A 25255-nucleotide genomic window follows, 5' to 3' on the forward strand; every position below is an offset into this window, starting at 1 on the left:
TCAGATCTCGGCAGCGAGCTGATCGAGCAGTGCCTTGTGGGCCGCCGGATCGATTTCACGCTGGACGATCTTCTCCGCACCCTTCACGGCCAGCGCGCCCACCTGCTCACGCAGCTGCTCGCGCGCCCGCTGCGCCATCGACGCGATCTCGTCCTGGGCCTGGGCCTTCAGACGGTTGATCTCGGCGGTGGCTTCGGCACGGGCCTTGTCCAGCATCTGGTTGGCCTGCTGCTGGGCCTTGTCGATGATCTCGGTCGCCTGCAGGCGAGCCTGCTTGATCTCGGTGGCGACCTTGGCGTCGGCATCCTTGAGCTCGGCGCGCGCGCGCTCGGCGGCAGCGAGGCCCTCGGCCACCTTTTTCTGGCGCTCTTCGATGGCGCCGTTGAGCTGGGGCCAGATGAACTTGGTGGTGAACCAGACCAGGATCGCAAAAGAGATCATCTGGCCCAGGAAGGTCATGTTGATTTCCATGATCTCTCCGAAAGACTCCGAACGCTTGGGTACTGACGATCGCCGTGACCGGAAGGGTCACGGCGACAGGACGGACGTTGCTTAGCCGCCGACGGCAGCGCGCACGACACCGACCAGCGGGTTCGAGAACGCAAACAGCAGGGCCACGGCGAGGCCGATGATGAACGCCGCGTCGATCAGGCCGGCGAGCAGGAACATGCGGCCCTGGAGCAGCGGGACCAGTTCAGGCTGGCGAGCGGCCGACTCGAGGAACTTCGAGCCCATGACGGCGATACCGAGGCAGGCGCCCAGCGCGCCGAGGCCGATGATGACGCCGATGGCGATGGCGGTCATGCCCTGGACGTGGGCGAGAAGCGAGGCGAGTTCCATGGTGTTCTCCTGGGATAACGAATAACGAAAGGGTGGAAATGAAAAAGGATGGAGCCGAAGGTTCTAACGTCGGTGCGGTGAGTTAGTGGTGTTCCCGCGCGGTGGCGATGTAGACGATCGTGAGCATCATGAAGATGAACGCCTGGAGGGCGATGATCAGGATGTGGAAGATCGCCCACGCCGTGTTGAACACGACGCCAGGCACGAAGCTGATCCAGCTCACCATCAGACCGGCAATCAGCATGAACACCAGTTCGCCGCCGTACATGTTGCCGAAGAGTCGCATGGCGAGCGACACGGGCTTCGACAGGGTTTCGACGACGTTGAGAAGGAAGTTGGGGATCACCAGGATGAGCTTGGCGATCGGGTTGCTTGCATGGAACGGCGCGGTGAGGAGTTCCTTGCCGAAGCCGAAACCGCCCTTGGCCTTGATGCCGTGGCCGATGACGATGAACAGCACAGCCACCGACAGGCCGACCGTGGTGTTGATGTCGGCGGTGGGCACCATGCGGAAGTAGGTGTGGTGCGCGACTTCGTCACCCGCAAAGGTGTGCACGAGCCAGCCGGCGAGGTCGACCGGCAGCAGGTCCATGGCATTCATGAGGAACACCCACATGAAGATGGACAGCGCCAGCGGCGTGACCGTGCGGCGGTCGCCGTGGAAGGTGTCCTTCACCTGGGTGTCGACGAACTCGATGGCCAGCTCCACCAGGGCCTGGCCCTTGGACGGCACGCCCGACGTGGCCTTGCGTGCGAACAGCCAGAACCACAGGCAGAACGCGGCACCAAGGACGAACGAGACGACGATGGAATCGGCGCGCAGATTCCAGAACCAGAAATGGTCGGCGCTGAAATTCACCGTCAGGTGGTTCAGATGGTGCTGGATGTATTCGGTCAGACCGCCCTGCGGTTCGCTCGCCATGCCTCAACCCTTGAATCTGAATGCAAATACGTTGACCGCGTAGCCGGCCACCAATCCCGCCAGTGCGGGCAAGGGTGGCAGCTTCCACTGAACCAGGATGAGAGCCAGTCCACCGATGAGGATGATCCAGCGAAGGATCATGCCCACGAGGAACCGCATGAACGTTGCTCCCGCCCCACCCAGCGCGCTGAACGCTCGCGCGGCAAGCAGCGCGGTGGCGATAGCGACGATCAGGGCGCCCCCGAAGGCGGCCAGCGCGGCTGGACGACCCTGCAGGGAGAAAGCGAGTCCTGCGACGACGGCCACCACCAGTTGCGCGATGACGATGCGCATGGCGAGGTGACGACCGGCGGCAAGACTATTGAGCAACGCGAGGCTCCCGTGGTTTCGCTCGAAGGCGGCACCAGCTGGTTCAACGGGCCACGGTTTAATCTGGAAAAGTATACCAGCGCCGTAAACGACGGGACAAGCTGCGAAAGGCCATAACCACCCGCCGGCGCGACCCTGTGTCGCGTCGTTGTGGAGGTGGCGCCGGCGATCAGGCCCTGGCGGGCTGACCTGCCAGCACGCCAAGGGACGTGGCGGTCTGCACGGCCACGTCGAGGATGTCGCCCACGGCGGATGCGGCGCGCTGCACGCCTTCGCGCTGGAGCTCTCCGCCCCGGCGCATCAGTGCCTGCACGGCATCGGCATCGTTTGCCTGCATGGCGTCGGCGATCAGCCCCGTTGCCGCGCGCGCGTGCCCTTCCATCGCCGCCAACTGCAGGTCGGCGACACGCTCCATGCCGCGCCAGGCGACGGCCTGCGCGGCTGCGGCCTGCTCCACGAGCCGGGCAAGATCGGCGTAACCGTTTACTTCGGACATGGGTGCGGGCCGTCGGGGAACGGGGGAGGCCGGAGTGTAGTCCCGTGCGCCGCAGCGCAGCAACCGCGAATTGTTGCGATGGCAGCTATGCGGAATATTCCGCACCCGAGGTGCAGGTCTCGTGCACCACCACCTTCGCCAAGCCGGGCACGTCCGGGCTCAGGCGCTCGAAGATCCACCGGGCGAGGTTCTCGCTGGTGGGGTTTTCGAGGCCCTCGATGTCGTTGAGGTAATGGTGGTCGAGCCGGTCGTAGAGCGGCTGGAACCTCGCCTTGAGGTCGCCGAAATCCATGACCCAGCCCAGCACGGGGTCGGTGGGCCCTTCCACGTGCAGCTCGACCCGGAACGAGTGGCCATGCAGGCGGGCACACTTGTGCCCTTCGGGCACATTCGGCAAACGGTGGGCCGCTTCGATGTTGAAGGTCTTGAAGATACGCATGGATCGCATTGTAGCGGACGTGGCAAATAGCTCCCGATAACCGCGCCCCTTCACGACGGGGTTCGCACTTCGGGAAATTCGTAGACTGTCGTTCATGGACTTTTCACCGCCGAACGGTTGCAGTGGCAACTACCGGCGTGACTGCGTAGGGGGAGGATCGCCGGCTTCCATGCGCACACCAGGAGGCATCGATGTGCCTTGCTCGTGATTCAATCGACGGCTCGCATACGTGCGGGCTGGCCGAGGAAGTGTTCGCCGCCTTGCCATGGCCCTGTGTGGTGTGGCGCCAGGATGGCGAGCGGGCCGTGATGGTCAACGCAGCGTTTCGACGCGAATTCGGCACGGCGCGGGGCCGTGCCGGCCCCGTCTGGCTCCAGGAACACCTTCATCCCACCGGTGCCGCGGACGAGTTTGTGCTCCGCGATCCCCATGTGCCGCCCCGACGCTATCGCATGACACGCCAATTGCTCGACGTGCCCCCGGAAGCGTTCCACGCGGTGTTCCTGATGCCCCTGCCCGAAGACGAACATACCGACGAGCCGGCGGCGAGCAGCTTCGCTGCCCTGCGGCCGGACGTCTCGCTCACGCGCCGCGAATCGCAGGTGCTGGAAGGAATCATGTGCGGGAAGCTCAACAAGGTGATCGCCAGCGAACTGTGCATCAGCCCCAAGACCGTGGAACTCCACCGCGCAAACCTCATGGCCAAGCTGCGCGTGCACAACGTGGTGGAATTGGCGCGCGCGGTGCTCGATCTGGCGCCCCGCGTGGACGAGGAACCGATCGTGCTGTAGCCGGCATCTTGTGGGAGCCGGCTATGCCGGCGATCCCGCGCGGGCAAGCTTGCCGCAAGCACCCATCGCCGCTGAAGCGGCTCCCACAAAAAAAAGCCGCGCCCATGGGCACGGCTTTTTTTGTTTTGGTGGCTAGAGGCGGGCTCGAACCGCCGACCTCAGCATTATGAGTGCCGCGCTCTGACCAGCTGAGCTACCTAGCCATGGAACCTGGTCGTCCGCGGGCAGGCCCGCGAAGGCCGGGCAGTTTAATCGCGGCTGGCTTTCCATTCAAGTGGCGCCTTGCCCGCGCTTCTCGCGCTGTGGTTGAATCGATCGCAACGAGCGTACCGGCCTGCCGCCGGCAGCCTGCTCGCGGAGGACGGATGATCGACGCTGATGGCTATCGACCGAACGTGGGGATCGTGCTCCTGAACGGAGACGGCCGCCTGTTCTGGGCGCGCCGCGTCAATCGCGATGGCTGGCAGTTCCCCCAGGGCGGCATGCGCAGCGACGAGACGCCGCTGGAGGCCATGTACCGCGAGCTGGAAGAAGAAACCGGCCTGCTTGCCCAGCATGTGGAGGTCCTGGCGGAAACCCGCGGCTGGCTCCGCTACCGCCTGCCGAGTCGCTTCGTCCGCCACCACCAGCGGCCTACCTGCATCGGCCAGAAGCAGGTCTGGTTCCTTCTTCGCCTGAAATGCGGCGAAGACGCCTTCCGGCTCGACGCCTGCGAGAAGCCCGAGTTCGACCTCTGGCGCTGGGTCGACTTCTGGTATCCCGCCCACCATGTCGTGAACTTCAAACGGCAGGTCTACGAAAGGGCCTTGCGCCAGTTCGCGCCCACCGTGGAAACGGTCTGCCGGGTCGAAGTGGGGCGCTGTCCGCAGCAGGCCGTGGCAACCCGGGACACCGGTTCCTAAACGCCTTCACGCCTCGGTAGTTGACAATCGTTCGCATTCGCGTTCGAATTCGCTCCCATGTACATCTGCATGTGCAATGCCGTTACCGACCACGCCATCCGCCGCGCCGCGGCCGAGGGCGTCCAGTCCTTTGCCGAGCTCCAGGCCCGCACGGGTTGTTCGGACTGCTGCGGCGCCTGCGAACCGGAAGCCCGGCAGTGCCTGCGCGAAGCCGTCGACGCCGCCCGTTCCGCGCTCGCCTTCATCCCGTCTCCGGCCTGACGGTTCGCGTCCCAGTGAGGACGCGAACCGCCTTCATTCTCGTTACGCCAAGGTCCTCAGCGGCCACGTATAGTCGTGCCCTGAACAACCAGGGAGATCACCCATGAAGGGCGACGCGAAGGTCATCGAATACCTCAACAAGGTCCTCTATAACGAGCTGGCCGCCATCAACCAGTACTTCCTCCATTACCGGATGTTCAAGGACTGGGGCTACAACGAACTGGCCAAGCACGAGTACGAGGAATCCATCGAGGAGATGAAGCACGCGGACAAGCTGATCGAGCGGATTCTCTTCCTCGACGGCCTGCCGAACCTCCAGCACCTGGGCAAGCTCCGGATCGGCGAGAACGTCGTGGAGGCCCTGCAGGGCGACCTGGACCTCGAACTCCTGGCCACCAAGGACCTGCGCGAGGCCATCGCCTATAGCGAAGGCATCCACGATTTCGTGAGCCGCGACCTGTTCAAGTTCATCCTCAGCCAGGAAGAAGAGCACATCGACTGGCTGGAGACGCAGTTCAGCCTCATCTCCGATATCGGGCCCGAGCGTTACATGCTCAGCAAGGTGGGCTCGTTGCACGACTGAACGTTCGCGGCGTGGCGTTCGCGCGCGAGCGCGCTTCCCACACGCCACCCGGATTCAAGGGCCGCCGCAAGGCGGCCTTTCTTTTTCCGGGACCCGTTCCTTGACCATTGAAGGAGGCGGGGGCTATACCATGCCCGGTCTTCACGTCTCCTCCACGGAATTGCCATGGCTCCACGCCAACCGCCACGGTTCGTCGTGCGCACGCTCGACGACGCGGCCAGCCAGCGCCGGACGCGCCTTCTGGTGGCAGGCGCGTGGGCGCTCAGTCTGATCCTCGTGGGCCTCGGTGCGTGGTTCGCGGCGGAGCGCGCGCCCGCGGTTGCAGGGGATCGCAGCAGCGTGAGGCAGTTGAAGGCGGACAACGAGGATCTTCGCCAGCAGGTGGCGAACCTGCAACGCGCCGGCCAGGTGGCCGAAGTGGCTGCGAAGGAACTCAAACGGAACCTTGCCGAACGCGACGAGGAGATCAGCGGCCTCCGCACCGACCTCGCATTTTACTCGCGCCTGGTGGGCGGCGGCGGCCAGCGCGACGGCCTGAAGATCCAGGGCGCCCGCAGCACGCCCGTCAAGGGCGCCGACAACGCATGGAACCTGGTGGTCACGCTGACCCAGAACGCCCGGCGGGGCGAGGTGGTCGAGGGCTCGCTGAAATTCGCCGTGGAAGGCATCCAGGACAACAAGGTCGCCACGCTCGAGGGGCCCGCGCTCGGGCAGGGGGCTCAGGCCACCAACCTTCCTTTTTCTTTCAAATACTTCCAGCAGATCCAGGGCAGTTTCATCCTGCCGGCCGGCTTCAAGCCGACCCGGCTGCGACTCGTCGCCGATGTGAAAGGCGGCCAGGCGATCACCGGAACGGTGATGTGGGCCGATGCCCTGCGCAACGAAGAGGCCAACGATGTTCAGCAATAACCGGAAGAACCAGGCTCCCGCCGTCAACGCCGCGGCCACCAGCCTCATCGCCCGTGGCGTCACGCTTCGCGGCGACGTCTTCTTCAGCGGCGCGCTGCACCTGGACGGCGCCGTCGAAGGCTCGGTCCATGCCGATGCGGGAAGCGACGGCGTTCTCACCATCAGCGAGACCGGCCGGGTTTCGGGGCGGATCGAAGTGCCCCACGCGGTCATCAACGGCGGCGTCACCGGGGATATTCACGTCACCGAACGGCTGGAACTGGCTCCGCTGGCCCGGATCGAAGGCGACGTGCATTACCAGGTGCTGGAAATGGCGGCCGGCGCGCAGGTGAACGGAAAGATGGTGCACCATGCCCCGCAGACCATCCGGCAGCTGACCCAGGCAGCGCTCCAGACCTCGCCGGCCCTGGACGAGGCTTGACCTGGACCGGAACGGCGCCATTATGTCCGGCATGAACAACCCATTCCCCATGGCTCCGACCGGCGCGCCCGACTACCGCTCGGGATCGGCTCCGCTTGTCTTCACCGAAGCCGCCGCCCGCAAGGTGCACGAGCTGATCGAAGAAGAAGGCAACCCGGGTCTCAAGCTTCGCGTCTACATCAGCGGCGGCGGTTGCTCCGGGTTCCAGTACGGGTTCACCTTCGACGAGGAACAGGCGGAGGACGACCTGGCCGTGGCCCGCGAGGGCGTCACGCTTCTTGTCGATCCGCTCTCCCTGCAGTACCTCACGGGTGCGGAAATCGACTACGCCGAGTCGTTCAGCGGCTCGCAGTTCGTCATTCGCAACCCCAACGCAAAGACCACCTGCGGCTGCGGGTCCTCCTTCAGCGCATGACCGGTTCCTGGGCGTGAGCGTCGAGCAGGAGCGCGACAAGGCCGCCGCCATGCGCGCCCGGGAAAACGTGTTCGCCGGCATCGACATCGATCGCATGTCGGAACGGCGCGACGATCGCCTGTGGGTGGAGGAGATGGAGGCGCAGCCCGACAGCCACTTCCTCGTGCTGGACGCGGAAGGCCGCGCCTTCGTTCTCGCGGAAGCCGACTCCCCACAGTGGATGTCGCCCACGATGCGCGCCGAGCGCTTCGGCGACATACCGTCCACCTTTCTGGGCCTTGCCGCGGGCCGTGCGTGGTTCGCGCTCGTCGTCGACGAGGTGCAGGCGGAGCTTTTTGTTTCTCTCACCGGTGCCCGGCGCATGTCGCTGCGCGAGGCCGGGCTCGTCCTCGATGCCTTCGACGCCGGGCTGTTCGCCTATGCGAAGGGTATCGTTCACTGGCAACGGCAGACCCGGTTCTGCAGCCAGTGCGGCGCACCGACCCTCGTGGTGGCGTCAGGTCATCGTGTGCAGTGCACGAACCCCGACGGCGCCCACATGCACTTTCCGCGCACCGATGCCGCCATCATCGTGATCGTCGAAGACGGCGACGCGTGTCTGCTCGGACGGCAGCGTGGCTGGCCGCCCGGCCGCTATTCCACGCTCGCCGGTTTCATCGAGCCGGGCGAATCGCTGGAAGATGCCGTGCGCCGCGAAGTGCGCGAGGAGTCCGGCGTCGAAGTACTGCATGCCACCTACCATTCGTCGCAGCCCTGGCCGCTGCCCGCCTCGCTGATGGTCGGGTTCACCGCCACGGCGAAAACGCGCGAGATACACCTGCGCGACGACGAGCTGGAAGATGCCCGCTGGTTCACCGTGGACGACATCGTGCAAGGCATGGCGTCGGGCACGCTCGGCGTACCGCCACCGCTATCGGTGTCGTACCGCCTGATCGAGCACTGGCTGGGCATGCGCGGCGTGGATCTCGACGAATTGGTCGCCAGCACCGCGCGCTGATCCTCCTGCTTCGCCTACAATCGAGGCATCGACCCGCGGATCGTGTCTGCCCATGGCCTTACGTCTCCTCGCCGTACTCGTCGCCCTCGTCATCGTCTGGAGCGTGCCGCAACTGGCCCGCTGGCGTGACGACCGCTGGTTCCGTCTGTGGGTCGGCCGTCTCGCCGACATTTCCGGCCCGGGCAAGGTCGCCGTCGTGCTGCTGGTACCGGTGATCGCCTGCGTCATCGTGGCGGGCATCCTTCGTTCCCTGCCCTTCTTCGATCTGGGTTGGCTCGTCTTCGCCATCGCCGTGCTCGTCTACGCGCTGGGCCCACGCGAAATCGAAACCGACATTGACGCCGTCCTTCGCGCACGCGACACCCTGCGCCGCGACGAAGCGGTGGCGGCGCTGCGCCACGACGACGCGCCACTCGGCTGGTTTGCGCCCGTGCTCGTGGAAGCCGCGTTCTACGGCGCTTTGCGTCGTCGCTTCGGCGTGCTGCTCTGGTTCTTCCTTCTCGGCCCCGCCGGCGCGCTCGGCTATCGGCTTGCACAGACCCTCGCCCGCGACGCCGCGATGGGCCTGGATACCGCCACGCGCGCCAGCGCGCGTCGTCTGGCCGATGCGCTCGACTGGATTCCGGCACACCTGATGGTGTTCGCGATGGCGCTTGTTTCCGACTTCGACGCCGTCATGGGCGCCTGGAAACAATGGCACCGCACCTCGGGCAGCCCGCGCTCGCGGCTGGAGCCGGATTTCCTGGGCGCGGTGGCACGCGCGGGCGTCGACGCCGATGTGGAAGCCGGCGACGGCTATGTGCAGGATGTGAGCGATCCCATCGCAGAACTGGAAGACGCCCGCCGCGTCATCCGCCGCGTACTCATCGTGTGGCTGGCAGTGGTGGCGGTGATCGTGTTGGCGGCCTGGTTCGCATGACGTAGGAGCGCGCCCTGCGCGCTCCTAGAGGTCGTCGCCGCGCAGTTCGCTTACGCGCGCCTGCAGCACAGCCGCATTGGCTTCGTTGGCCGGTACCGGCGCACCGCCCACCAGCTCGATCTTAGACCAGAAGCGCCTTGGCAGGCGGGTGCGGTGCAACGCGCTGTCCCTGCGGCTGAAGATGCTGCCCCACATGCCGCGCAATGCCAGCGGCACGACGGGAACCGGCCGGCGAGCGAGGATGCGGTCGATGCCGGGACGGAAGTTCTGGATGCCGCCGTCGCGCGTGATGCCACCCTCCGGGAAGATGCAGACCACCTCGCCACGGGCCAACGCCTCGTCCACCTCTTCGAACGCGCGCTCCATCAACTGCGGATCTTCGTGCCGCCCCGCGATCGGGATCGCCTTCGCAGTGCGGAAGACGAAACTCAGCACGGGAATGTCGTAAATCTTGTAGTACATGACGAAACGCATCGGCCGGCGCACGCTGGCCATGAGGATCAATGGGTCCATGAAGCTCACGTGGTTGCACACCACCAGCGCCGCACCCTCGTCCGGCACGTTCTTCAATCCGTCGACGCGTACCCGATAGAGCGTATTCACGAGCACCCAGGTGACGAAGCGCATCATGAATTCGGGGACGAGCGTGAAGATGTACACGGCCACCGCGATGTTAACCAGCCCGGTGACGAGGAAGATCGTCGGCACATCGAAACCCAACGCCGTCAGGCCAATGCCGAACGCCGCAGCGGCGCAGATCAGCAACGCATTCACGATGTTGTTGCCGGCAATCACCCGCGACAGGCGCTCGCGCGGTGCGCGGCTCTGCACGAAGGCGAACAGCGGCACCACGTAGAAACCGGCGAACGCACCGATCATGGTGAGGTCGATCATGGCGCGCCACGCGCCCGGCACGCCGACGAAGGCCAACCAGTCCAGCGCCATGCCCGGCACAGTGGCGGGGCGCGCAAAGTACAGGTCGATGGCGAACACGGTGAGTCCGAACGCGCCCATCGGTACCAGGCCGATTTCGACGCGCTTGCGTGACAACCGTTCGCACATGAGCGAACCGACGCCCGTTCCCAGCGAGAACAGCGTGAGCACCAGCGTGTTGACCGACCCGTCACCGCCCAGCACGTGGCGCGTATAGGTGGGTAGCTGCGCGATCATCACCGTGCCGAAGAACCAGAACCAGGAGATGCCCAGCACGGCATGGAACACCGCACGGTCTTCGTGCGTGATTCTCAGCACGTGCCAGGTTTCGCTGAAGGGGTTCCAGTTGAATCGCAAGCTCGGCGCGGTGGCGGGGGCGGCGGGAATGGCTCGGCTGGCGAGGTAGCCGGCACACGCGATACCGATCGTCGTGAGCGAGGCGGCCAGCGTGCCATAGCCGGCGATCAGCATCAGCGAGTTGCCGACGATCATGCCGATCAGCATCGCAAGTTGCGTACCCGTTTCCACCAGTGCATTCCCGCCGACCAGTTCGCTGCGCTCCAGCGCCTGGGGGAGGATGGAGTACTTGATGGGCCCGAAGACGGTCGAATGCACGCCCATGAGGAACAGCACCACGAGCAGCAGGGACACGTGGTGGGTAAAGAAGCCGACGGCGGCGATCCCCATGGCCGCGATCTCGAACAACTTCACGTAGCGAATGATCCGCGTCTTCTCGAACTTCTCCGCGAGCTGACCGGCGGTGGCGGAGAACAGGAAATACGGAAGGATGAAGAGCGCGGGCGCAAGGTTGGTGTAGAGCGACACCTGCTTGTCCGGCAGCCCCATCTGGAATGCCACCAGCATGACCATCGCGTTACGGAACGCGTTGTCGTTGAAGGCACCGAGCGCCTGCGTCCAGAAGAACGGCGCGAAGCGCCGCTTGGCGAGAAGGGAGAACTGCGACATCCGGTGCCACCGTGTGGGTTCACGGCAGTGTAGCCGGTCGCGCTGACGCACTCCTATCAGAAGGGCCGTATTGGAGTTTGCGTGGCGGTCTGCCGTGCGCGGCGAGCGGGCGTTCCGTCGCCGCCCCTTTTCCTTACCGGCGTGACAGTGCGCGGTGTGCGATGTCACTGCGATGGAAGGCGCCGCTGAAGCGAATGCCATCGACAGCCGCATAGGCTCGCTCACGTGCCTCGACCAGGTCGGCCCCGAGCGCACAGACGGCGAGCACACGCCCGCCCGCGGTGACCGGGCATCCATCCGCGCCTTCCGCGGTACCGGCATGGAATACTTTCACGTCCGGCCCGAAGTCGGTGTCCGCTCCCTCGATCGGATCGCCCGATCGCACCTTCCCGGGATAACCGTCCGCGGCGATCACCACGCCCAGCGCGGGGCGCGGATCCCACTCCGCCTGCACGGCGGCGATACGGCCGTCGAGCGCTGCCTCGACGAGGTCCACGAGATCCGAGCGCAAGCGCAGCATGATCGGCTGCGTTTCGGGATCGCCAAAGCGCACGTTGAACTCAATGACCTTGGGCGCACCGGTCTTGTCGATCATGAGGCCGGCATAGAGGAAACCGGTGAAGGGCATGCCGTCGGCCGCCATGCCCGCGAGCGTGGGCTCGATCACTTCGCGCATGACACGAGCGGATACCTCGTCCGTCACCACGGGGGCCGGCGAATACGCGCCCATGCCTCCCGTATTCGGGCCCTTGTCGCCGTCGTCGCGGCGCTTGTGATCCTGGCTGGTCGCCATCGGGAGGGCGTGCACGCCGTCCGCGATCACGATGAAGCTCGCCTCTTCACCGTCGAGGAATTCCTCGATGACCACGCGAGACGAGGCGTCGCCAAAGGCCTGTTGGCCCAGCATGTCTTCGAGTGCCGCCTCGGCTTCGGCGAGCGTCATCGCCACGATCACACCCTTGCCGGCGGCAAGACCATCGGCCTTGATGACGATGGGCGCGCCCTTCTCGCGAACGTGCGCGAGCGCGGGTGCCAGTTCGGTGAACACGGCGTAGTGCGCGGTGGGAATGCCGTGACGGGCGAGGAAGTCTTTCGCGAACGCCTTGCTGCCCTCGAGCTGCGCGGCGGCGGCGGTCGGGCCGAAGCAACGCAGGCCTTCCCGCTTGAAGCGATCGACCACGCCAGCCACCAGCGGCACTTCGGGGCCCACCACGGTGAGCCCGACACCCTCGCTGCGCGCCAGCGCTACCAGACCATCGATATCGGTCACGGCAACCGCGGCATTACGCATGCCGGGCTCACGCGCCGTTCCGGCGTTGCCTGGCGCCACGATCACCTCGTCCACGCGCGGGGACTGGCCGATTTTCCAGGCCAGCGCGTGTTCGCGCCCGCCGCCGCCGATGACGAGGACTTTCATGGGATTCTCCGGATGTCGAGCTGGCCATTCTAACTTGGCCCCTGGGTGCAGGGGCCTGCACTAAAGCGCCGGTCGAATGAGCGTCAGCAGGTCGCCGCGCGGAAGCTTGCCGGTTTCGTTGCGCGGCAAGGCCTCCACCAGACGCAGCGGACGGGGCAGGAAGACGGGATCCATCGCCTGGCGCAACACGGCGAGAACGGCCTGCTCGGTCATGCCAGGGGCGACCACGAGGCCGGCGATGCGGCGGATGCCGGAGGCGTCGGGTTCGTCGAGTTGGAACAGCACGCCATCGCGCACGCCATCGATGGCCAGCAGGCGGCGATTGAGGTCGCCGAGCGATGCGCGCTTGCCTGCGATTTCCAGCAGGTCGGTGTTGCGTCCGCGCAGGCGGAAACGGCGGCCTTCGTCGTGCAGCGTGACGATGTCGGCAAGCGCGATCGGTTCGGCCAGTTGCGGGGCGTGCACCAGCGTGCCGTCGGGCTGCGGGTGCAAGGTGACGCCGTCGTAGAGCGTCCACTCTTCATCCACCGACGTGCGCCGGCTGGCGAAGACGCAGGTTTCCGTGGAACCGAAGACTTCGCATACCGGGGCGCCGAAACGTTTCTCCGCTTCCGCCGCCAGTTCGGCCGGCATCGGTGCGGTGGCGGACACGAACGCCGCGAGCGTCGGAAGCTGCACGCCGGATTCCACGATGGCGCGCAGGTGCACGGGCGTGATGACCAGCACGCGCGGTTCGGGCATGGTGCCCAGCGCCGCGGCCACGTCGGCGGGAAAGAAAGGACGACCGGCGTGCACGCTCACTTCGGATAGAAGCGGCATCAGCACCGACATCTCCATGCCGTACATGTGTTGCGGGGGCACAGTGGCCACAAGGTCGAAGGAACCCCCGACCGCCTTGTCGAGCATCCGCGCGTTGCCCGCGTTGCTGGCGACGAAACCGCCCCAGGTCTTGATGTTGGGTTTCGGCCGGCCCGTGGAACCGGACGTGTAGCCGATGGCGACCACGGCATCCGCCGGTATGGACGGAACGTCGTGGCCAGGGGCCACGTCGTCGCGCAGAGGCGGCATGCGCACGTAGCCGACGGGTGCGGGCGACAACGGAAGCTCGCCGATCGCGTAGGACCCGGGATGGCCGGTCATGACCTCGTCGACCGCATGCGGCGCGCGCGAGGGGGGCAGGAGGTTGGCCTGGCCGCGGACGACCAGCGCCGCGAACGCGACGAGGAAGGCGTAGCGGTCCTCGCAGAGGTTCACCGCGCTGTCGGCCTCGGGAAGCAGGGCCGCCACCTGGCGCACGTGGCCCAGGAAGGTCGCGGCGCTGACCGGACGGCCTTCACGCCATGCCACAGGCCGGTTCAGCGCGCCGACGAGCAATGGCGAGGATGCGCCCAGCAGGCGCCCGGTGATCTCATGAACGTTCGACGACAACGGCTTTCCCCCGGCTCAGGCGCGGATCATAGCGCCGCTCAGAGCGTCGCGGATGACGGTGGGCCGATCGAGGCCGCCGAGGGGCGCGTCCAGCGCACCGTCCAGGCGGTTGCCGAAGTAGCGCTCCAGCGTGGCGAGATCCCGGGCCGGCGGCTCGCCATGCGGATTCGCACTCGTGGACACCATCGGCCGGCCGAAGGCACGGCACAACGCGGCCGCAGGTTCGTGGGCGGTCACCCGCAACGCGATGCCGGCATGTGCGCCCGCGACCCAATCGGGAACCTCGGCGCTTCGCGGGAAGACCCAGGTGTTCGGACCGGGCCAGGAGGCGCGCACCTGCGCCAGGACGCCGGAGGGCACCTGGGCGAGGTCGATATACGGCTCGACCTGCGCGAAGTCCGAGGCGATCAACAGCACGCCCTGCGTGGCCGGGCGACCCTTCAACGCGAATATGCGCTCGAACGCCGTCCTGTCGTGAGGATCGCAGCCGAGGCCGAAGACGGCCTCGGTGGGATATGCGAGCACGCCGCCGTCGCGCAGGATCGCGACGGCCGCGTCGAGTTCGGAGAGCTGCAAGCGCCGCATGTCAGTCCGCCGCGCGCGACGCCGTCTTCGTGGCCTTGGCCGCCGCCGTCTTCACGGCAGCCTTCTTCGCCGCGGTCTTCTTGGCAGCCGTCTTCTTGGCCGGGGCTTTTTTCGCGCTCGCCTTCTTCGTCGCCTTCTTGGCTGCCGTTTTCTTCACGGCGGCCTTCTTGGCGGTAGCGTCCTTGGCGACGGCCTTCTTCGCCGCCGCTTTCTTCGTGGCGGTTTTCTTCGCGGCGCGGCCGCCACGCGGCTTCTTCACCGGAGCGGCGGCCAGCAGTTCGGCACACTCGGCTTCGGTGAGGGTCTTCGGGTCCTTGTCCTTCGGGATGCGCGCGTTCTTCTCGCCGTCGGTGATGTAAGGCCCATAGCGGCCGTTGAGCACCTGCACGCCGTTGCCGAAATCGAGGATGGTGCGGTTGGCGATGGCTTCGAGCTTTTCCTGCACGAGCTGCAAGGCGCGCGGCAGTTCGATGGTGTACGGATCGTCCTCGGGCTTCAGCGATGCGTACGTGCTGCCCTGCTTCACGAAGGGACCGAAACGGCCGATGCCCACGGTGACGTCTTCGCCGGCTTCGGACTGACCGAGCGTGCGCGGCAGCTTGAACAGTTCCATCGCCTCGTCGAGCGTGATGGTGTGCATGCTCTGGCCAGGGCGCAGGCTGGCGTACGTGGGCTTGTCCTCGTCGTCCTTGCTGCCGATCTGCGCATAGGCGCCGTAGCGGCCAAGGCGCACGGACACCGGCTTGCCGGTCTTGGGATCGGTACCGAGTTCACGCGCGCCGGTGGCTTCACTGCGGTCGACGGATTCGGTCTTGTCGTCCACCAGGGTCTTGAACGGCTGCCAGAAGCGTTCGAGCAACGGCACCCAGGCCTCTTCGCCGCGGCTGACCGCGTCGAGTTCGTCTTCCAGACGCGCGGTGAAGTCGTAATCGACGTACTGGGCGAAGTGTCCGGAGAGGAACTGGCTCACCGCCCGGCCGACATCGGTCGGTTTGAAGCGGCGATTCTCGAGGAGCACGTATTCGCGGCTGAGCAGCACCTGGATGATGCTGGCATAGGTGGACGGGCGGCCGATGCCGTATTCCTCGAGCGCCTTCACCAGGCTGGCTTCGGAATAACGCGGCGGCGGCTCGGTGAAGTGCTGGTCGGCGTCGATCTTCGACACCGGCACCACGTCGCCCTGCACCAGCCGCGGAAGGCGGCGCTGGTCGTCGTCGTCCTCGTTCTTCTGGTCGCGGCCTTCTTCGTAAACGGCAAGGAAGCCGGGGTCGACCACGGTGGTGCCGCTGGCACGGAAGGCGGAGTCGGCCACCGGAAATTCGACGGACACCGTATTCAGGGTGGCATGCACCATCTGGCAGGCGACGGTGCGCTTCCAGATCAGTTCGTAGAGCTTGCGCTGGTCGTCGTTCAGGAACGAGGCGACGCTGCGGGGCGTGCGCATGGCCGAGGTGGGACGAACGGCCTCGTGCGCTTCCTGTGCGTTCTTGGACTTGGACTTGTAGACCTGGACCCCGTCAGGGAGCGCGCCTTTGCCGTATTCGCGCCCGATCAGGTCGCGCAACTCGGCCACGGCGTCTTCGGAGAGCGCGACGGAGTCGGTACGCATGTAGGTGATCAGACCGACGTTGCCCTCGCTGCCGAGCGCCACGCCCTCGTAGAGGCCCTGGGCCACGCGCATGGTACGGCTGGTGGAGAAACCGAGCTTCCGCGCGGCCTCCTGCTGCAGCGTGGAGGTGGTGAACGGCGGTGCCGGGCGGCGCTTGCGCTCACGGCTGGTGACCTCGCCGACCGTGAACCGGCCGGCAGCGGCCTTTTCCAGCGCGCCGCGCGCCGCCATGGCGTCGGCTTCGTTGGTGAGGTCGAACTGTTCGAACTTCTTGCCGTTCAGCTTGACCAGACGGGCCTCGAAGGCGCCCTCCGGGTGGGTGAGGCTGGCCTGGATGGTCCAGTATTCGCGCGCCTTGAAGGCTTCGATCTCGAGCTCGCGCTCGACGATCATGCGCAGCGCCGGCGACTGCACGCGGCCGGCCGAAAGGCCCCGCTGCACCTTGCGCCACAACACCGGGGAGAGATTGAAACCCACCAGGTAGTCCAGGGCGCGGCGGGCCTGCTGGGCGTCGACCAGGTCGTGCGACAGCTTGCGCGGGTTGGCCACGGCTTCCTTGATCGCCTTCGGCGTGATCTCGCTGAAGACCACGCGCTGGACGTCCTTGCCCTCCAGCAGGCCGCGTTCCCGCAGGATCTCGCTGATGTGCCAGGAGATGGCCTCGCCTTCGCGGTCCAAGTCGGTCGCGAGATAGATGCTGCTGGCGGCCTTGGCGGCCTTGGCGATGGCGTCGACGTGCTTCTCGTTGCGGTCGATCACCTCGTAGGCCATGCGGAAGCCGTGCTCGGGATCGACGGCGCCCTCCTTCGGCCGGAGGTCGCGGACGTGGCCATACGATGCCAGCACCTGGAAGTCGGCTCCCAGGTACTTGTTGATCGTCTTGGCCTTGGCCGGCGATTCGACGATGAGGAGGTTCTTTGCCATGCGTTAACCGATTCCCAAGAGCGCGGAGCGAGTGAACCCCAGCGCATGTATATATTTAGTTGGAAACATATCGCCGTGACGGCTGTCAAGCCGTGGCTACCGGACCACGCGCTGGTAACGGTTGCCGGGCAGCGTCGCGATCTCGCCTTCGAGTTCCAGTATCAGCAGCATCGACGACAGCGCCCCGGGGGAAAGGCCCGTCGTGCCCACCAAGGCGTCGAGGGAGGCGGGATCGTACCCCATGACGTCGAGCAGGCGGCGATATTCCTCATCCTGCCGCCAGTCGAAGGGGCCGGTCTTGCGTCTGCCCGCCCCGCCTGCCGGGCTACTGTGCTCCAGCCTGGCCCGCAGTTCGGCCCCCAGTTCCATGGCGGCAGGGGCCAGGGCGGCCAGGACCTCGTCCGGACGCTGGACGAGACGGGCCCCGTCGCCGATGAGGGCGTGGCAGCCCTCCGCCAGGGGATTGTGGATCGACCCCGGCAGGGCGAAGACCTCGCGCCCCTGCTCTCCGGCGTAGCGGGCGGTGATGAGGGAGCCCGAGCGCAGCCCGGCCTCGACCACCACCACGCCCAGGCTGAGGCCGGCGATGATCCGGTTCCGCTGCGGAAACTGGTGCGCCAGGGCCGGGACCCCCGGCGGATACTCGCTGACAATGGCGCCCTCCGCCGCGATGCGGCGCGCCAGGGCGTGGTGCTTGCGCGGGTAGACCCGGTCCGGGCCCGTGGCGATCACGGCCACGGTCGGCTGGCCGGCGTCCAGGGCCGCGGCGTGTGCCGCCCCGTCGATGCCGTCGGCCATCCCGCTGGTAACCAGGAGCCCGGCGCTGGCCAGCTCGGCGGCGAAGCGCCGCGCATTGGCCAGGCCCGGCTCCTGGGCCCGGCGGGCACCTACGATGGCCACCTGCGGCCGCAGGAGCAGCGACGCGTCGCCCTTCACGAACAGCGCGGCAGGCGGGTCCGGGATGGCCTCCAACTGCGGCGGGAAATCTTCCTCCGTGCAGCGGACCATGCGCTGGTCGTCCCCGGCCAGCCAGGCGAGGTCGTGGGCCAGCGTGGCCTCATCGGGACGCTCGATCCAGGCTTGGGCATCGGGGCCCAGGGCGTCTGGGTGGCGCTGCAGCCAGTGCAGCAGGGCGGACGCGCTGCCGCGGGCGACGAGGCCCTCGCGCAGGCGCCGCGCGCTGAAGTCGGGAATGCGGAGGAGGATCAGCCAGTCGCGCAGGTCGTGGTCGGGCTCGGTCATCCGCGCAGTTTAGGGGGCCGGGGGCTCGTTCCTGTCGGAACGGGCCCCTGCATCCCGTGGGAAAAACAACTCTATGCGGCAAGCCGCCCGCTGTGGGAGCCGCCACGCAGGCGAGCTTTGTGTGGGAGCCGCTTTAGCGGCGATGGGTGCTCGCGGCAAGCGTGCCCGCTACCGCGGGATCGCCGCTGAAGCGGCTCCCACAGAAGCGGCTCTCACAGAAGAGCGGCTCGCAAAGACAGGCGAGCACGGCAGGCTCCGGAGTTATTCCGGCATCACCAGCTTGTCGCCCTTCTTCAGCGGGCGCAGCGCGTCCATCACCAGGGCGTAGCTCACGTGGTCGAAGGTGCGGAAGACCATGAGGTGGCCGCCGTATTCGTCCGGCAGCTTCACCTTCCGCGAGGTGTCGCGGCGGTTGTAGTTGCCGCTGACTTCGTCGGCGATGGTTTCGCCCTGACTCATCACAGTGAAGGTGGTGCCGTTGTCCACGCCATCGGCCGAGCCGGCCGAAATGGACACGACCTGACGGCTGCCCACGCCGTTCAATGCATCGGTGAAGCCGATGACGCGCGCGTCGGCCGGCATCGACTTCGGTGCGTGCGGGTAGAAATAGGGGTCGTACGGCTTGTCATCGACCTGCATCAGGCGGTCGCCCTTGCGCACCTCGAGGGTGGAATCGACCAGCACGAGGCTGGCGACGTCCCCGTTGGTGGCGATGACCTCGGCCGTGCCGATCACGGACACTTCCACGCCGCGGTCTTCGCCCTTGCCCGTGTGGGTGTCGTGGCGGGAATCCTCGCGCCAGGGGCTGGGCGCCATCGACACGTCGCTGTCCAGTTCGTCGGCCACGAAGGAGCCGTGCGACGGGTTGTTCAGCATGTCGAAGCCGCCCTGGTCGCCGCCGTGGTCGCGGAAGCGGTTGGTGGGGCGCACGATGGCCCAGCGCTGGCCCGGCTGCGCGGCGTCGAGGTCGCGGGCGTAGATCTTGTTGCCCGGCGTGGCACGCAGGTGTGCCTCCTCGAAGCCCACCAGGTAGGGTGACTGTTCGACTTCGTCGGCGTTCATCACGCGCAGTTCCTTCAGGAACATACGCAGTTCGCTGAGCGGAATGGCCGTGATCGGCTCGCCTTCGCTGCGCACACGCGGCTGCAGGCCGATGCGCGGACCGCCGCCGAACATGGACAGGTTGAGGACGTCGCCCGGGTAGATCAGGTGGGGGTTGCGCACCTGCGGATTGGCCTGCCAGATCTCCGGCCAGAGCCAGGGCTTGCGAAGGAATCGCGCCGAGATATCCCACAAGGTGTCGCCCTTGCGCACCGTGTAGGTGTCCGGATGGTCGGGACGGAGCTCGGACACTGCCGCATAAGCGGCCACGGTGAACAGCATGCCGCCAAGCAGCATGGCGAACTTCTTGATCATGGCGGGTTTTCCCCCTTCCCCGGTGCTGTCGCGAGTGTAACCGAATCGTTAATGGGCACAATACGTGCCCCGCGCTAGAATACGCGGGCATCCTACCTTCGCCGCTGCTTGGATTTCGCCGATTTGCCCGCAAATCCGCGGACGAGGCGCCGCACCGGCCCGTGAACGTTCAAGGTGACACCGTGTCCACCCTCGACATCCTCGAATTCCCCGATCCGCGCCTGCGCACCGTTGCCGCGCCGGTCACCGTCTTCGACGCCGAACTCAAGCAGTTCGTGGCCGACATGTACGAAACCATGTATGCCGCCAACGGCGTCGGGCTGGCCGCCACCCAGGTCAACGTGCACAAGCGCGTGCTGGTCGCCGACATGAGCGACGACCGCAACGAGCCGATGGTGCTGATCAACCCGGAAATCCTCGAAAAGGACGGCCAGCAGGTCTACCAGGAAGGCTGCCTGTCGTTCCCTGGCATCTACGCCGACGTGACCCGCGCGCTGCACGTGAAGGTTCGCGCGCAGGACGTCGAGGGCAACGAGATCGTCGTGGAGGCCGAAGGCCCGCTCGCGGTCTGCATCCAGCACGAGATGGACCACCTTGCCGGCAAGGTCTTCGTGGATTACCTCTCGCCGTTGAAGCGCGGCATGCTGCTCAAACGGATGGAAAAGCAGCGCAAGGCCAGCGCCTGACCGATGGCGAGCCCTTCCCTGCGGGTGGTGTTCGCCGGAACGCCGGATTTCGCCGTTCCCTGTCTCGAAGCCTGCCGCGCCTCCGGCGCGGAGATCGTGGCCGTCTACACCCAGCCTGACCGCCCGGCGGGCCGCGGGCGCAAACTCGCTGCCAGTCCGGTGAAGGAAGCCGCACTCGCCGCCGGGATACCCGTCGAGCAGCCGGAATCGTTCAAGGCCGAGGAAGACCGCGCGCGGCTGGCCGCCCATGCGCCCGACCTGATGGTCGTCGTGGCTTACGGACTCATCCTGCCGCGCAAGGTGCTGGCGATACCACGCCTCGGCTGCTGGAACGTGCATGCCTCGCTGCTGCCACGCTGGCGCGGCGCGGCGCCCATCCAGCGGGCCATCCTCGCGGGCGACACGGAAAGCGGCGTCGATCTCATGCAGATGGAAGCCGGTCTCGACACGGGCCCCGTACTGATCGAACGGCGCACGCCCATCGCGGCAGACGAAACGGGCGGCAGCCTGCACGACCGCCTTGCGGCGCTCGGTGCCGATGCACTCGCGGAAGGGCTGCGCCGCGTCATGGCGGGCGAAACCCTCGTGCCGCACGCACAGGCGGAGGAAGGCGTCGTCTACGCGCACAAGCTGGACAAGGCCGAAGCACGCCTCGACTTCGCGCAACCGGCCATCGACCTGGAGCGCAAGGTTCGCGCTTTCGACCCGTGGCCTGTGGCGGAAGCCGATATCGCCGGCGAACGCCTGCGCATCTGGTCCGCGCGTGCGGTGCCAGGCGTGCCCGGTGCCGAGCCTGGGCAGGTCCTCGCCGCCACCCGCGACGGCATCGACGTGGCGTGTGGCGACGGCGCGCTGCGTCTTCTCGCCGTACAGCGGGCCGGCGGCCGCCGGATCGGCGCCGCGGATTACCTCAACGCGCGACCGGAGCTGAAGCAGGCCGCCTCGTGAATCGCGCCCCCTCCGTGCGCGCGCTGGCGGCCGAGGCCCTTGCCGACATCGCCTTGTCCGGCCACTCGTTGCGCGACGTGGCCGACCGTGCCTTGCCGCGCTTGCCCGACCCGCGCGACCGCGCCCTGCTCACCGCCTTGCTGAACGACGGTTCGCGCTGGTGGCCGCGTTTCGACGCGGCGCTCGACCTGCTGCTCGACAAGCCGATCCGACGCAGCGAGCCGTCAATCCACGCGCTCCTGGTGAGCGGACTGGTGCAACTCGAGGTACTCGAATTGCCGGGCTATGCCGCCGTGGCCGCCACGGTCGAAGCGGCCCGCGAACTTCGCCGTCCTCGCCTCGCGGGGCTGGTGAACGCCGTGCTGCGCCGCTGGCAGCGCGAACGCGAGGCCTTGTCGGCCACGCTCGATGCCACGCCCGCCACGCGCCATGCCCACCCGTCCTGGCTTGCCGAGGCCATCGCGCGTGACTGGCCCGGAGAAGTGAACGACGTACTGGCAGCCGCCAACACCGAGCCGCCGTTGATGCTGCGCGTGAACCGGCGGCGGACGACGCGCGACACGCTGGCGGAACGGCTGCGTGAGGCAGGGCAGGAGGTCACGCTTCATCCCTGGCTGGCGGATGGCCTGGTCCTGCCGCACAGCACCGACGTCACGCGCCTGCCAGGATTCTCGGAAGGTCTTTTCGCCGTGCAGGACGGCGCCGCACAGGTGCCCGCCGACCTCCTCGACCTTGCCGACGGCCAGCGCGTGCTCGATGCCTGCGCCGCCCCGGGCGGCAAGGCCTGCCACGCGCTGGAGCGGGCAAGCCTCAACCTCCTGGCCGTGGAGTTCGAGGCAAAACGCACGCCGCGCATCCGCCAGAACCTGGAACGCCTGGGCCTCCGTGCGGACGTGGTCGTCGGCGATGCGGGCGATCCGTCCGCGTGGTGGGACGGGCAGCCTTTCGATCGCGTGATGATCGACGCGCCCTGTTCGGCCACGGGCGTGATCCGCCGGCGGCCCGACGTGCGCCTGCACCGTCGGGCCACCGATATCGACGCATTGGTGGCGCAGCAGGAACGCATCCTCGCGGCCTGCTGGAAAACGCTGGCGCCGGGTGGCCGGCTGCTCTATGTCACGTGCTCGCTGCTGCGACGGGAGAACGAGGGCGTGGTGAATGCCTTCCTTGCCGGCACCCCCGACGCCTCGCCCATACCCTTCTCGCTTCCTGTAGGCCGGCCGGCCCTGGTCGGCTGGCAGGTGCTGCCCGGCGACGGCGACCTCGACGGCATGTACTACGCCTTGCTGGAAAGGTCGCGCACGAGCGCTGCGTAAACGGCCTCGGTCGCGCTCACGAATCGATCCATGCCGAATTCGGCCTCCGCATGCGCGCGGGCCGCTCGCCCCATCGCCGGAAGGGTCGCGCGCTCGTCGAGCATTCCCGACAGCGCCGCGGCGATCGCCTGGCGATTCCGCGCCGGCACGATCCAGCCGTCCTCGCCTGCGTGGATGTTTTCCGGCAGCCCTGCGTAATTGCTGACCAGCACAGGTTTTCCCATCGCCATCATCTCCCGGCATGCGAAGGAAATGGTTTCCACGTCCCACGACAGCACGAAGCCGGCGTCCAGTGCGGCCACCATGGGTCGCACGTCGTCCAGCCGTCCGGTGAAATGAACCTGCGCGGCGACGCCCAGGGTGTCGATGCGCGCAACGTCATCCGCGTTGGGCAGGCCACCGGCAAGCACCACACGCAAGCGCGATCGCTGCTCGGGCGGCAGCGAGGCCAGCGCCTCGACCAGATCCATCCAACCCTTGTAGCGCGCCGTGCCGGCGTTGCTGCCGATGAGAAGAGGCTCAGCGGATTCGGCAGGTTGGAGCCAGCTCGCCCGCCGCACCGGGTCGGGTAGCAAGGGGGAAAAGCGCTGGATGTCCACGCCATTGAAGACCGTGGCGATGCGGCAACGCGCATACGGCGACGCCTGCACCTGGCGCCGCACGAAATCGCACACCGCGATGACCTGGTCGGTACCGAAGCGCGCGCGCCAGGCGTGGCCGATGCCGGTCATCGGTTTGGAGTTGTGCTTGGTGAGGACGATGGCCGGACGCGGCCGGATGCCGCGCAAGGCCGACATGGTGAGGCGATGGTCGGCCGACCCGTTCACGTGCACGACGTCGAAACGCTCACGACGCAGACAGGCGGCCAGCTGGCGCCTGGCTCGAAGTCGCGCCGGCAAGCGCCCCAGCCCGTTAGGGAACGGCTGGTCCAACACCTGGACGCCCGCGATCCCTCGTGCCTCCCGGTTCAGCCGACTGCCGGGAGGCGCCGCGACATGAACGCTGTGGTGCGCGGCGAGTCCGCGTGCAAGCCCGAGGATGTAAGTGGTGTGGCCGCCGCCGTCGCCATCGTGAAAATTCGTGAAGAGGAGCTTCATCGGGCGCCATGGTTCCGGATGGCCATTGGGAAAGCTGAATTCCGGCCGCTGTGCCAGCGCACGCCGGGCGGCATCGGCCATCAGTTAAAGTACCATGCCCTCGCGCCACTCCGGCGGCCGGGGTCGCCGTGAGGCGTGGCCGTCGTGCCGTCCCGATCCCAGCAAGGTGCCGAGTGTTCGAAAATTCCAATCCATGGCGCATGTGGATCGTCTCGGTGCTCATTGCCGTCATGCCACTCACGTTCGCACTACCGCTCAAGGCCAAATCGGTCCCGGCGGCCGTCCTCTTCCTGGCCGGCGCGTGGGCTTTGCTACGCGATCCGCAAACCCGTCTCGCCTATCGTCGTGCCGCATGGGTGGTGGTCCCCGCCGCACTCGCCTTCGTATTCTGGCTGGTGAACGTTGCGGGTCACGGCGTGGACATGCGTGAATTCGACGTCACCTCGCACATCCTGGCTTTCCTGCTGATCGCCGCGAACTTCGCCGCGCCGCTACGCACCGTGGTACTGCGCGTGGGCTTCAGCCTGACGGCGGCGGTGCTGGGGTGCATTTGTCTTGAGCAGCACTACATCGAAGGCATAGACCGGGTCTACGGCATCAATAACGGCCTGTGGGGCGCCATCGAATTCGGCATGTTCATGCTCGTGCTGTCGCTGGTTGCCCTGGCGCAGGCGATGCGCAAGGAACTGCGGCACGGCGAGCGCCTTCTCCATGGCCTTTGCGCCGCACTGGGTATCTACGGCGGCCTTCTCACGCAAAGCCGCGGACCGCTGCTTGCCTTCCTGCCCGCGTTCGCCGTCGTGGTGCTGGTCCAGTCGCGCCGCACCGGGCGCTGGCGCGAGGGGCTGCTCTTCATCGCCCTGGCGGTCGGCACCGCTGTGGTGGCCGTGGCCACCTTGCACGGGGAAATGTTTTCGCGTTTTGCCGCGGTGTCCGAGGAGATGTCCACCTATAGCGAACAGGACGCGACCGGTGCCGTGCGCGAGCGACTGGAAATGTGGCGCACGGCACGCATGGCGGTGGCGGACCACCCGCTGGCCGGCCTCGGCCTCAACCAGTTCGGCGACTACGCGCGGGCTCGCATTGCCGAAGGCAAAGTGAACGCCACGGTGGAACGTTACGACCACCCGCACAGCGAGTACCTCGAGTGGGCAGTGACGGGGGGCATTCCGGGCCTTGCCTTGCTCGTTCTCCTGTTCGGAGGCGCGCTTGTCTTCTTCGGGCGGTATGCACTGCATCCGGACAACGCCATTGCCATGCCCGCAACGGCCGGACTCAGCACTGCGTGCATGTATGCGCTCTGCGGCCTCACGGACAACGTGTTCTACCGGGCCATGCCGCATTCGCTTTATTTCTTCCTGACCCTTGGCCTAGCCGTCTATATCGGACGGCAGCTCTCCCCGTACGGGCAGGCGGGGCGCTGA

General features: G+C 66.9%; 27 protein-coding genes and 1 tRNA gene. 13 read left to right on the forward strand and 15 right to left on the reverse strand.

Features of this window, described 5'->3' with window-relative positions:
- The 6 genes from FHS47_RS13475 to queD form a co-directional block, all read right to left on the reverse strand.
- Positions 1-471, reverse strand: coding sequence for a F0F1 ATP synthase subunit B (locus FHS47_RS13475; protein WP_166699947.1), 471 nt, complete (start codon positions 469-471; stop codon positions 1-3).
- Between the two features lie 81 nt (positions 472-552).
- Positions 553-840, reverse strand: coding sequence for a F0F1 ATP synthase subunit C (atpE, locus tag FHS47_RS13480; protein ID WP_089975626.1), 288 nt, complete (start codon positions 838-840; stop codon positions 553-555).
- An 82-nt stretch (positions 841-922) separates the two neighbouring features.
- The gene (gene atpB, locus FHS47_RS13485; RefSeq protein ID WP_167028787.1) at positions 923-1762 is read right to left on the reverse strand and encodes a F0F1 ATP synthase subunit A; all 840 of its coding nucleotides are present in this window, start codon (positions 1760-1762) and stop codon (positions 923-925) included.
- 3 nt (positions 1763-1765) lie between these two features.
- The gene (locus FHS47_RS13490; RefSeq protein WP_208382008.1) at positions 1766-2131 is read right to left on the reverse strand and encodes an ATP synthase subunit I; all 366 of its coding nucleotides are present in this window, start codon (positions 2129-2131) and stop codon (positions 1766-1768) included.
- A 169-nt stretch (positions 2132-2300) separates the two neighbouring features.
- A complete protein-coding gene (locus FHS47_RS13495) occupies positions 2301-2627 on the reverse strand; it encodes a phasin family protein (protein WP_167028790.1) in 327 nt (108 codons plus the stop codon).
- An 85-nt stretch (positions 2628-2712) separates the two neighbouring features.
- A complete protein-coding gene (gene queD / locus FHS47_RS13500) occupies positions 2713-3066 on the reverse strand; it encodes a 6-carboxytetrahydropterin synthase QueD (protein WP_167028793.1) in 354 nt (117 codons plus the stop codon).
- 191 nt (positions 3067-3257) lie between these two features.
- On the opposite strand from queD, the gene FHS47_RS19945 reads away from it, so the two are divergent.
- Positions 3258-3857, forward strand: coding sequence for a LuxR family transcriptional regulator (locus tag FHS47_RS19945; protein WP_167028795.1), 600 nt, complete (start codon positions 3258-3260; stop codon positions 3855-3857).
- Positions 3858-3983: 126 nt separating this feature from the next.
- Here the strand turns inward: FHS47_RS19945 and FHS47_RS13510 are convergent.
- Positions 3984-4060, reverse strand: a tRNA-Met gene (locus tag FHS47_RS13510).
- Between the two features lie 162 nt (positions 4061-4222).
- Here FHS47_RS13510 and FHS47_RS13515 point away from each other — a divergent pair.
- The 8 genes from FHS47_RS13515 to FHS47_RS13550 all read left to right on the forward strand — a co-directional run bounded on the left by FHS47_RS13515 (position 4223) and on the right by FHS47_RS13550 (position 9264).
- On the forward strand, positions 4223-4759 hold the full coding sequence (locus FHS47_RS13515; protein WP_167028798.1) for an RNA pyrophosphohydrolase: 537 nt from the start codon (positions 4223-4225) through the stop codon (positions 4757-4759).
- A 57-nt stretch (positions 4760-4816) separates the two neighbouring features.
- Positions 4817-5020: a (2Fe-2S)-binding protein gene (locus FHS47_RS13520; RefSeq protein WP_167028801.1), complete on the forward strand. Its 204-nt coding sequence runs from the start codon at positions 4817-4819 to the stop codon at positions 5018-5020.
- Positions 5021-5123: 103 nt separating this feature from the next.
- Positions 5124-5603 (forward strand): bacterioferritin, encoded by a 480-nt coding sequence (gene bfr, locus FHS47_RS13525; protein ID WP_167028804.1) that lies wholly within the window; start codon positions 5124-5126, stop codon positions 5601-5603.
- A gap of 165 nt (positions 5604-5768) precedes the next feature.
- Positions 5769-6512, forward strand: coding sequence for a DUF6776 family protein (locus FHS47_RS13530; RefSeq protein ID WP_208382010.1), 744 nt, complete (start codon positions 5769-5771; stop codon positions 6510-6512).
- The gene (locus tag FHS47_RS13535; RefSeq protein ID WP_167028807.1) at positions 6499-6933 is read left to right on the forward strand and encodes a polymer-forming cytoskeletal protein; all 435 of its coding nucleotides are present in this window, start codon (positions 6499-6501) and stop codon (positions 6931-6933) included. The genes FHS47_RS13530 and FHS47_RS13535 overlap by 14 nt, the downstream gene beginning before the upstream one ends.
- Before the next feature lie 22 nt (positions 6934-6955).
- On the forward strand, positions 6956-7348 hold the full coding sequence (erpA, locus tag FHS47_RS13540; protein ID WP_167028810.1) for an iron-sulfur cluster insertion protein ErpA: 393 nt from the start codon (positions 6956-6958) through the stop codon (positions 7346-7348).
- 13 nt (positions 7349-7361) lie between these two features.
- Positions 7362-8345, forward strand: a complete 984-nt coding sequence (nudC, locus tag FHS47_RS13545) for an NAD(+) diphosphatase (RefSeq protein ID WP_208382011.1) — start codon at positions 7362-7364, stop codon at positions 8343-8345.
- 52 nt (positions 8346-8397) lie between these two features.
- Entirely contained in the window at positions 8398-9264 is an 867-nt protein-coding gene (locus FHS47_RS13550) for a beta-lactamase induction protein (RefSeq protein WP_167028813.1), read from the forward strand.
- Positions 9265-9288: 24 nt separating this feature from the next.
- On the opposite strand, the gene FHS47_RS13555 is transcribed toward FHS47_RS13550, so the two are convergent.
- From FHS47_RS13555 to FHS47_RS13585, 7 genes are all read right to left on the reverse strand, one after another.
- Positions 9289-11163, reverse strand: a complete 1875-nt coding sequence (locus tag FHS47_RS13555; protein WP_167028816.1) for an MFS transporter — start codon at positions 11161-11163, stop codon at positions 9289-9291.
- Positions 11164-11296: 133 nt separating this feature from the next.
- Positions 11297-12580, reverse strand: coding sequence for a phosphoribosylamine--glycine ligase (gene purD, locus FHS47_RS13560; protein WP_167028819.1), 1284 nt, complete (start codon positions 12578-12580; stop codon positions 11297-11299).
- Between the two features lie 60 nt (positions 12581-12640).
- Entirely contained in the window at positions 12641-14008 is a 1368-nt protein-coding gene (locus FHS47_RS13565) for an AMP-binding protein (protein WP_208382012.1), read from the reverse strand.
- A gap of 15 nt (positions 14009-14023) precedes the next feature.
- Positions 14024-14593, reverse strand: coding sequence for a Sua5/YciO/YrdC/YwlC family protein (locus FHS47_RS13570; protein WP_167028822.1), 570 nt, complete (start codon positions 14591-14593; stop codon positions 14024-14026).
- A 1-nt stretch (position 14594) separates the two neighbouring features.
- Positions 14595-17126, reverse strand: coding sequence for a DNA topoisomerase I (locus tag FHS47_RS13575; RefSeq protein WP_167028825.1), 2532 nt, complete (start codon positions 17124-17126; stop codon positions 14595-14597).
- A 96-nt stretch (positions 17127-17222) separates the two neighbouring features.
- On the reverse strand, positions 17223-18368 hold the full coding sequence (dprA, locus tag FHS47_RS13580) for a DNA-processing protein DprA (RefSeq protein WP_167028828.1): 1146 nt from the start codon (positions 18366-18368) through the stop codon (positions 17223-17225).
- 261 nt (positions 18369-18629) lie between these two features.
- Positions 18630-19784 (reverse strand): LysM domain-containing protein, encoded by a 1155-nt coding sequence (locus FHS47_RS13585; RefSeq protein ID WP_167028831.1) that lies wholly within the window; start codon positions 19782-19784, stop codon positions 18630-18632.
- Positions 19785-19966: 182 nt separating this feature from the next.
- On the opposite strand from FHS47_RS13585, the gene def reads away from it, so the two are divergent.
- Genes def through rsmB form a run of 3 tightly spaced genes read left to right on the forward strand, consistent with a single transcriptional unit; the run spans position 19967 to position 22734 of the window.
- The gene (gene def / locus FHS47_RS13590) at positions 19967-20470 is read left to right on the forward strand and encodes a peptide deformylase (protein WP_167030174.1); all 504 of its coding nucleotides are present in this window, start codon (positions 19967-19969) and stop codon (positions 20468-20470) included.
- Positions 20471-20473: 3 nt separating this feature from the next.
- A complete protein-coding gene (gene fmt, locus FHS47_RS13595; RefSeq protein WP_208382013.1) occupies positions 20474-21418 on the forward strand; it encodes a methionyl-tRNA formyltransferase in 945 nt (314 codons plus the stop codon).
- Positions 21415-22734 carry a 16S rRNA (cytosine(967)-C(5))-methyltransferase RsmB gene (gene rsmB / locus FHS47_RS13600; protein ID WP_208382014.1) on the forward strand — a complete coding sequence of 440 codons (1320 nt, stop codon included), beginning with the start codon at positions 21415-21417 and terminating at the stop codon, positions 22732-22734. The genes fmt and rsmB overlap by 4 nt, the downstream gene beginning before the upstream one ends.
- Here rsmB and FHS47_RS13605 read toward each other — a convergent pair.
- Positions 22695-23912 (reverse strand): glycosyltransferase, encoded by a 1218-nt coding sequence (locus FHS47_RS13605; protein ID WP_208382015.1) that lies wholly within the window; start codon positions 23910-23912, stop codon positions 22695-22697. The two genes, rsmB and FHS47_RS13605, sit on opposite strands and share 40 nt — an antisense overlap.
- A gap of 92 nt (positions 23913-24004) precedes the next feature.
- Here FHS47_RS13605 and FHS47_RS20040 point away from each other — a divergent pair, with 92 nt between their 5' ends.
- A complete protein-coding gene (locus FHS47_RS20040; RefSeq protein WP_167028833.1) occupies positions 24005-25255 on the forward strand; it encodes an O-antigen ligase family protein in 1251 nt (416 codons plus the stop codon).

The organism is Luteibacter sp. SG786 (genome assembly GCF_011759605.1).
In the GTDB taxonomy this organism is placed as follows: Bacteria; Pseudomonadota; Gammaproteobacteria; order Xanthomonadales; family Rhodanobacteraceae; genus Luteibacter.

Coding starts and splice junctions, on each gene's coding strand:
- FHS47_RS13475 (WP_166699947.1), bottom strand. CDS start 471: ATGGAAATCAACATGACCTTCCTGGGCCAGATGATCTCTTTTGCGATC.
- atpE (WP_089975626.1), bottom strand. CDS start 840: ATGGAACTCGCCTCGCTTCTCGCCCACGTCCAGGGCATGACCGCCATC.
- atpB (WP_167028787.1), bottom strand. CDS start 1,762: ATGGCGAGCGAACCGCAGGGCGGTCTGACCGAATACATCCAGCACCAT.
- FHS47_RS13495 (WP_167028790.1), bottom strand. CDS start 2,627: ATGTCCGAAGTAAACGGTTACGCCGATCTTGCCCGGCTCGTGGAGCAG.
- queD (WP_167028793.1), bottom strand. CDS start 3,066: ATGCGTATCTTCAAGACCTTCAACATCGAAGCGGCCCACCGTTTGCCG.
- FHS47_RS19945 (WP_167028795.1), top strand. CDS start 3,258: ATGTGCCTTGCTCGTGATTCAATCGACGGCTCGCATACGTGCGGGCTG.
- FHS47_RS13515 (WP_167028798.1), top strand. CDS start 4,223: ATGATCGACGCTGATGGCTATCGACCGAACGTGGGGATCGTGCTCCTG.
- FHS47_RS13520 (WP_167028801.1), top strand. CDS start 4,817: ATGTACATCTGCATGTGCAATGCCGTTACCGACCACGCCATCCGCCGC.
- bfr (WP_167028804.1), top strand. CDS start 5,124: ATGAAGGGCGACGCGAAGGTCATCGAATACCTCAACAAGGTCCTCTAT.
- FHS47_RS13530 (WP_208382010.1), top strand. CDS start 5,769: ATGGCTCCACGCCAACCGCCACGGTTCGTCGTGCGCACGCTCGACGAC.
- FHS47_RS13535 (WP_167028807.1), top strand. CDS start 6,499: ATGTTCAGCAATAACCGGAAGAACCAGGCTCCCGCCGTCAACGCCGCG.
- erpA (WP_167028810.1), top strand. CDS start 6,956: ATGTCCGGCATGAACAACCCATTCCCCATGGCTCCGACCGGCGCGCCC.
- FHS47_RS13550 (WP_167028813.1), top strand. CDS start 8,398: ATGGCCTTACGTCTCCTCGCCGTACTCGTCGCCCTCGTCATCGTCTGG.
- FHS47_RS13555 (WP_167028816.1), bottom strand. CDS start 11,163: ATGTCGCAGTTCTCCCTTCTCGCCAAGCGGCGCTTCGCGCCGTTCTTC.
- purD (WP_167028819.1), bottom strand. CDS start 12,580: ATGAAAGTCCTCGTCATCGGCGGCGGCGGGCGCGAACACGCGCTGGCC.
- FHS47_RS13570 (WP_167028822.1), bottom strand. CDS start 14,593: ATGCGGCGCTTGCAGCTCTCCGAACTCGACGCGGCCGTCGCGATCCTG.
- FHS47_RS13575 (WP_167028825.1), bottom strand. CDS start 17,126: ATGGCAAAGAACCTCCTCATCGTCGAATCGCCGGCCAAGGCCAAGACG.
- dprA (WP_167028828.1), bottom strand. CDS start 18,368: ATGACCGAGCCCGACCACGACCTGCGCGACTGGCTGATCCTCCTCCGC.
- FHS47_RS13585 (WP_167028831.1), bottom strand. CDS start 19,784: ATGATCAAGAAGTTCGCCATGCTGCTTGGCGGCATGCTGTTCACCGTG.
- fmt (WP_208382013.1), top strand. CDS start 20,474: ATGGCGAGCCCTTCCCTGCGGGTGGTGTTCGCCGGAACGCCGGATTTC.
- FHS47_RS13605 (WP_208382015.1), bottom strand. CDS start 23,912: ATGGCCGATGCCGCCCGGCGTGCGCTGGCACAGCGGCCGGAATTCAGC.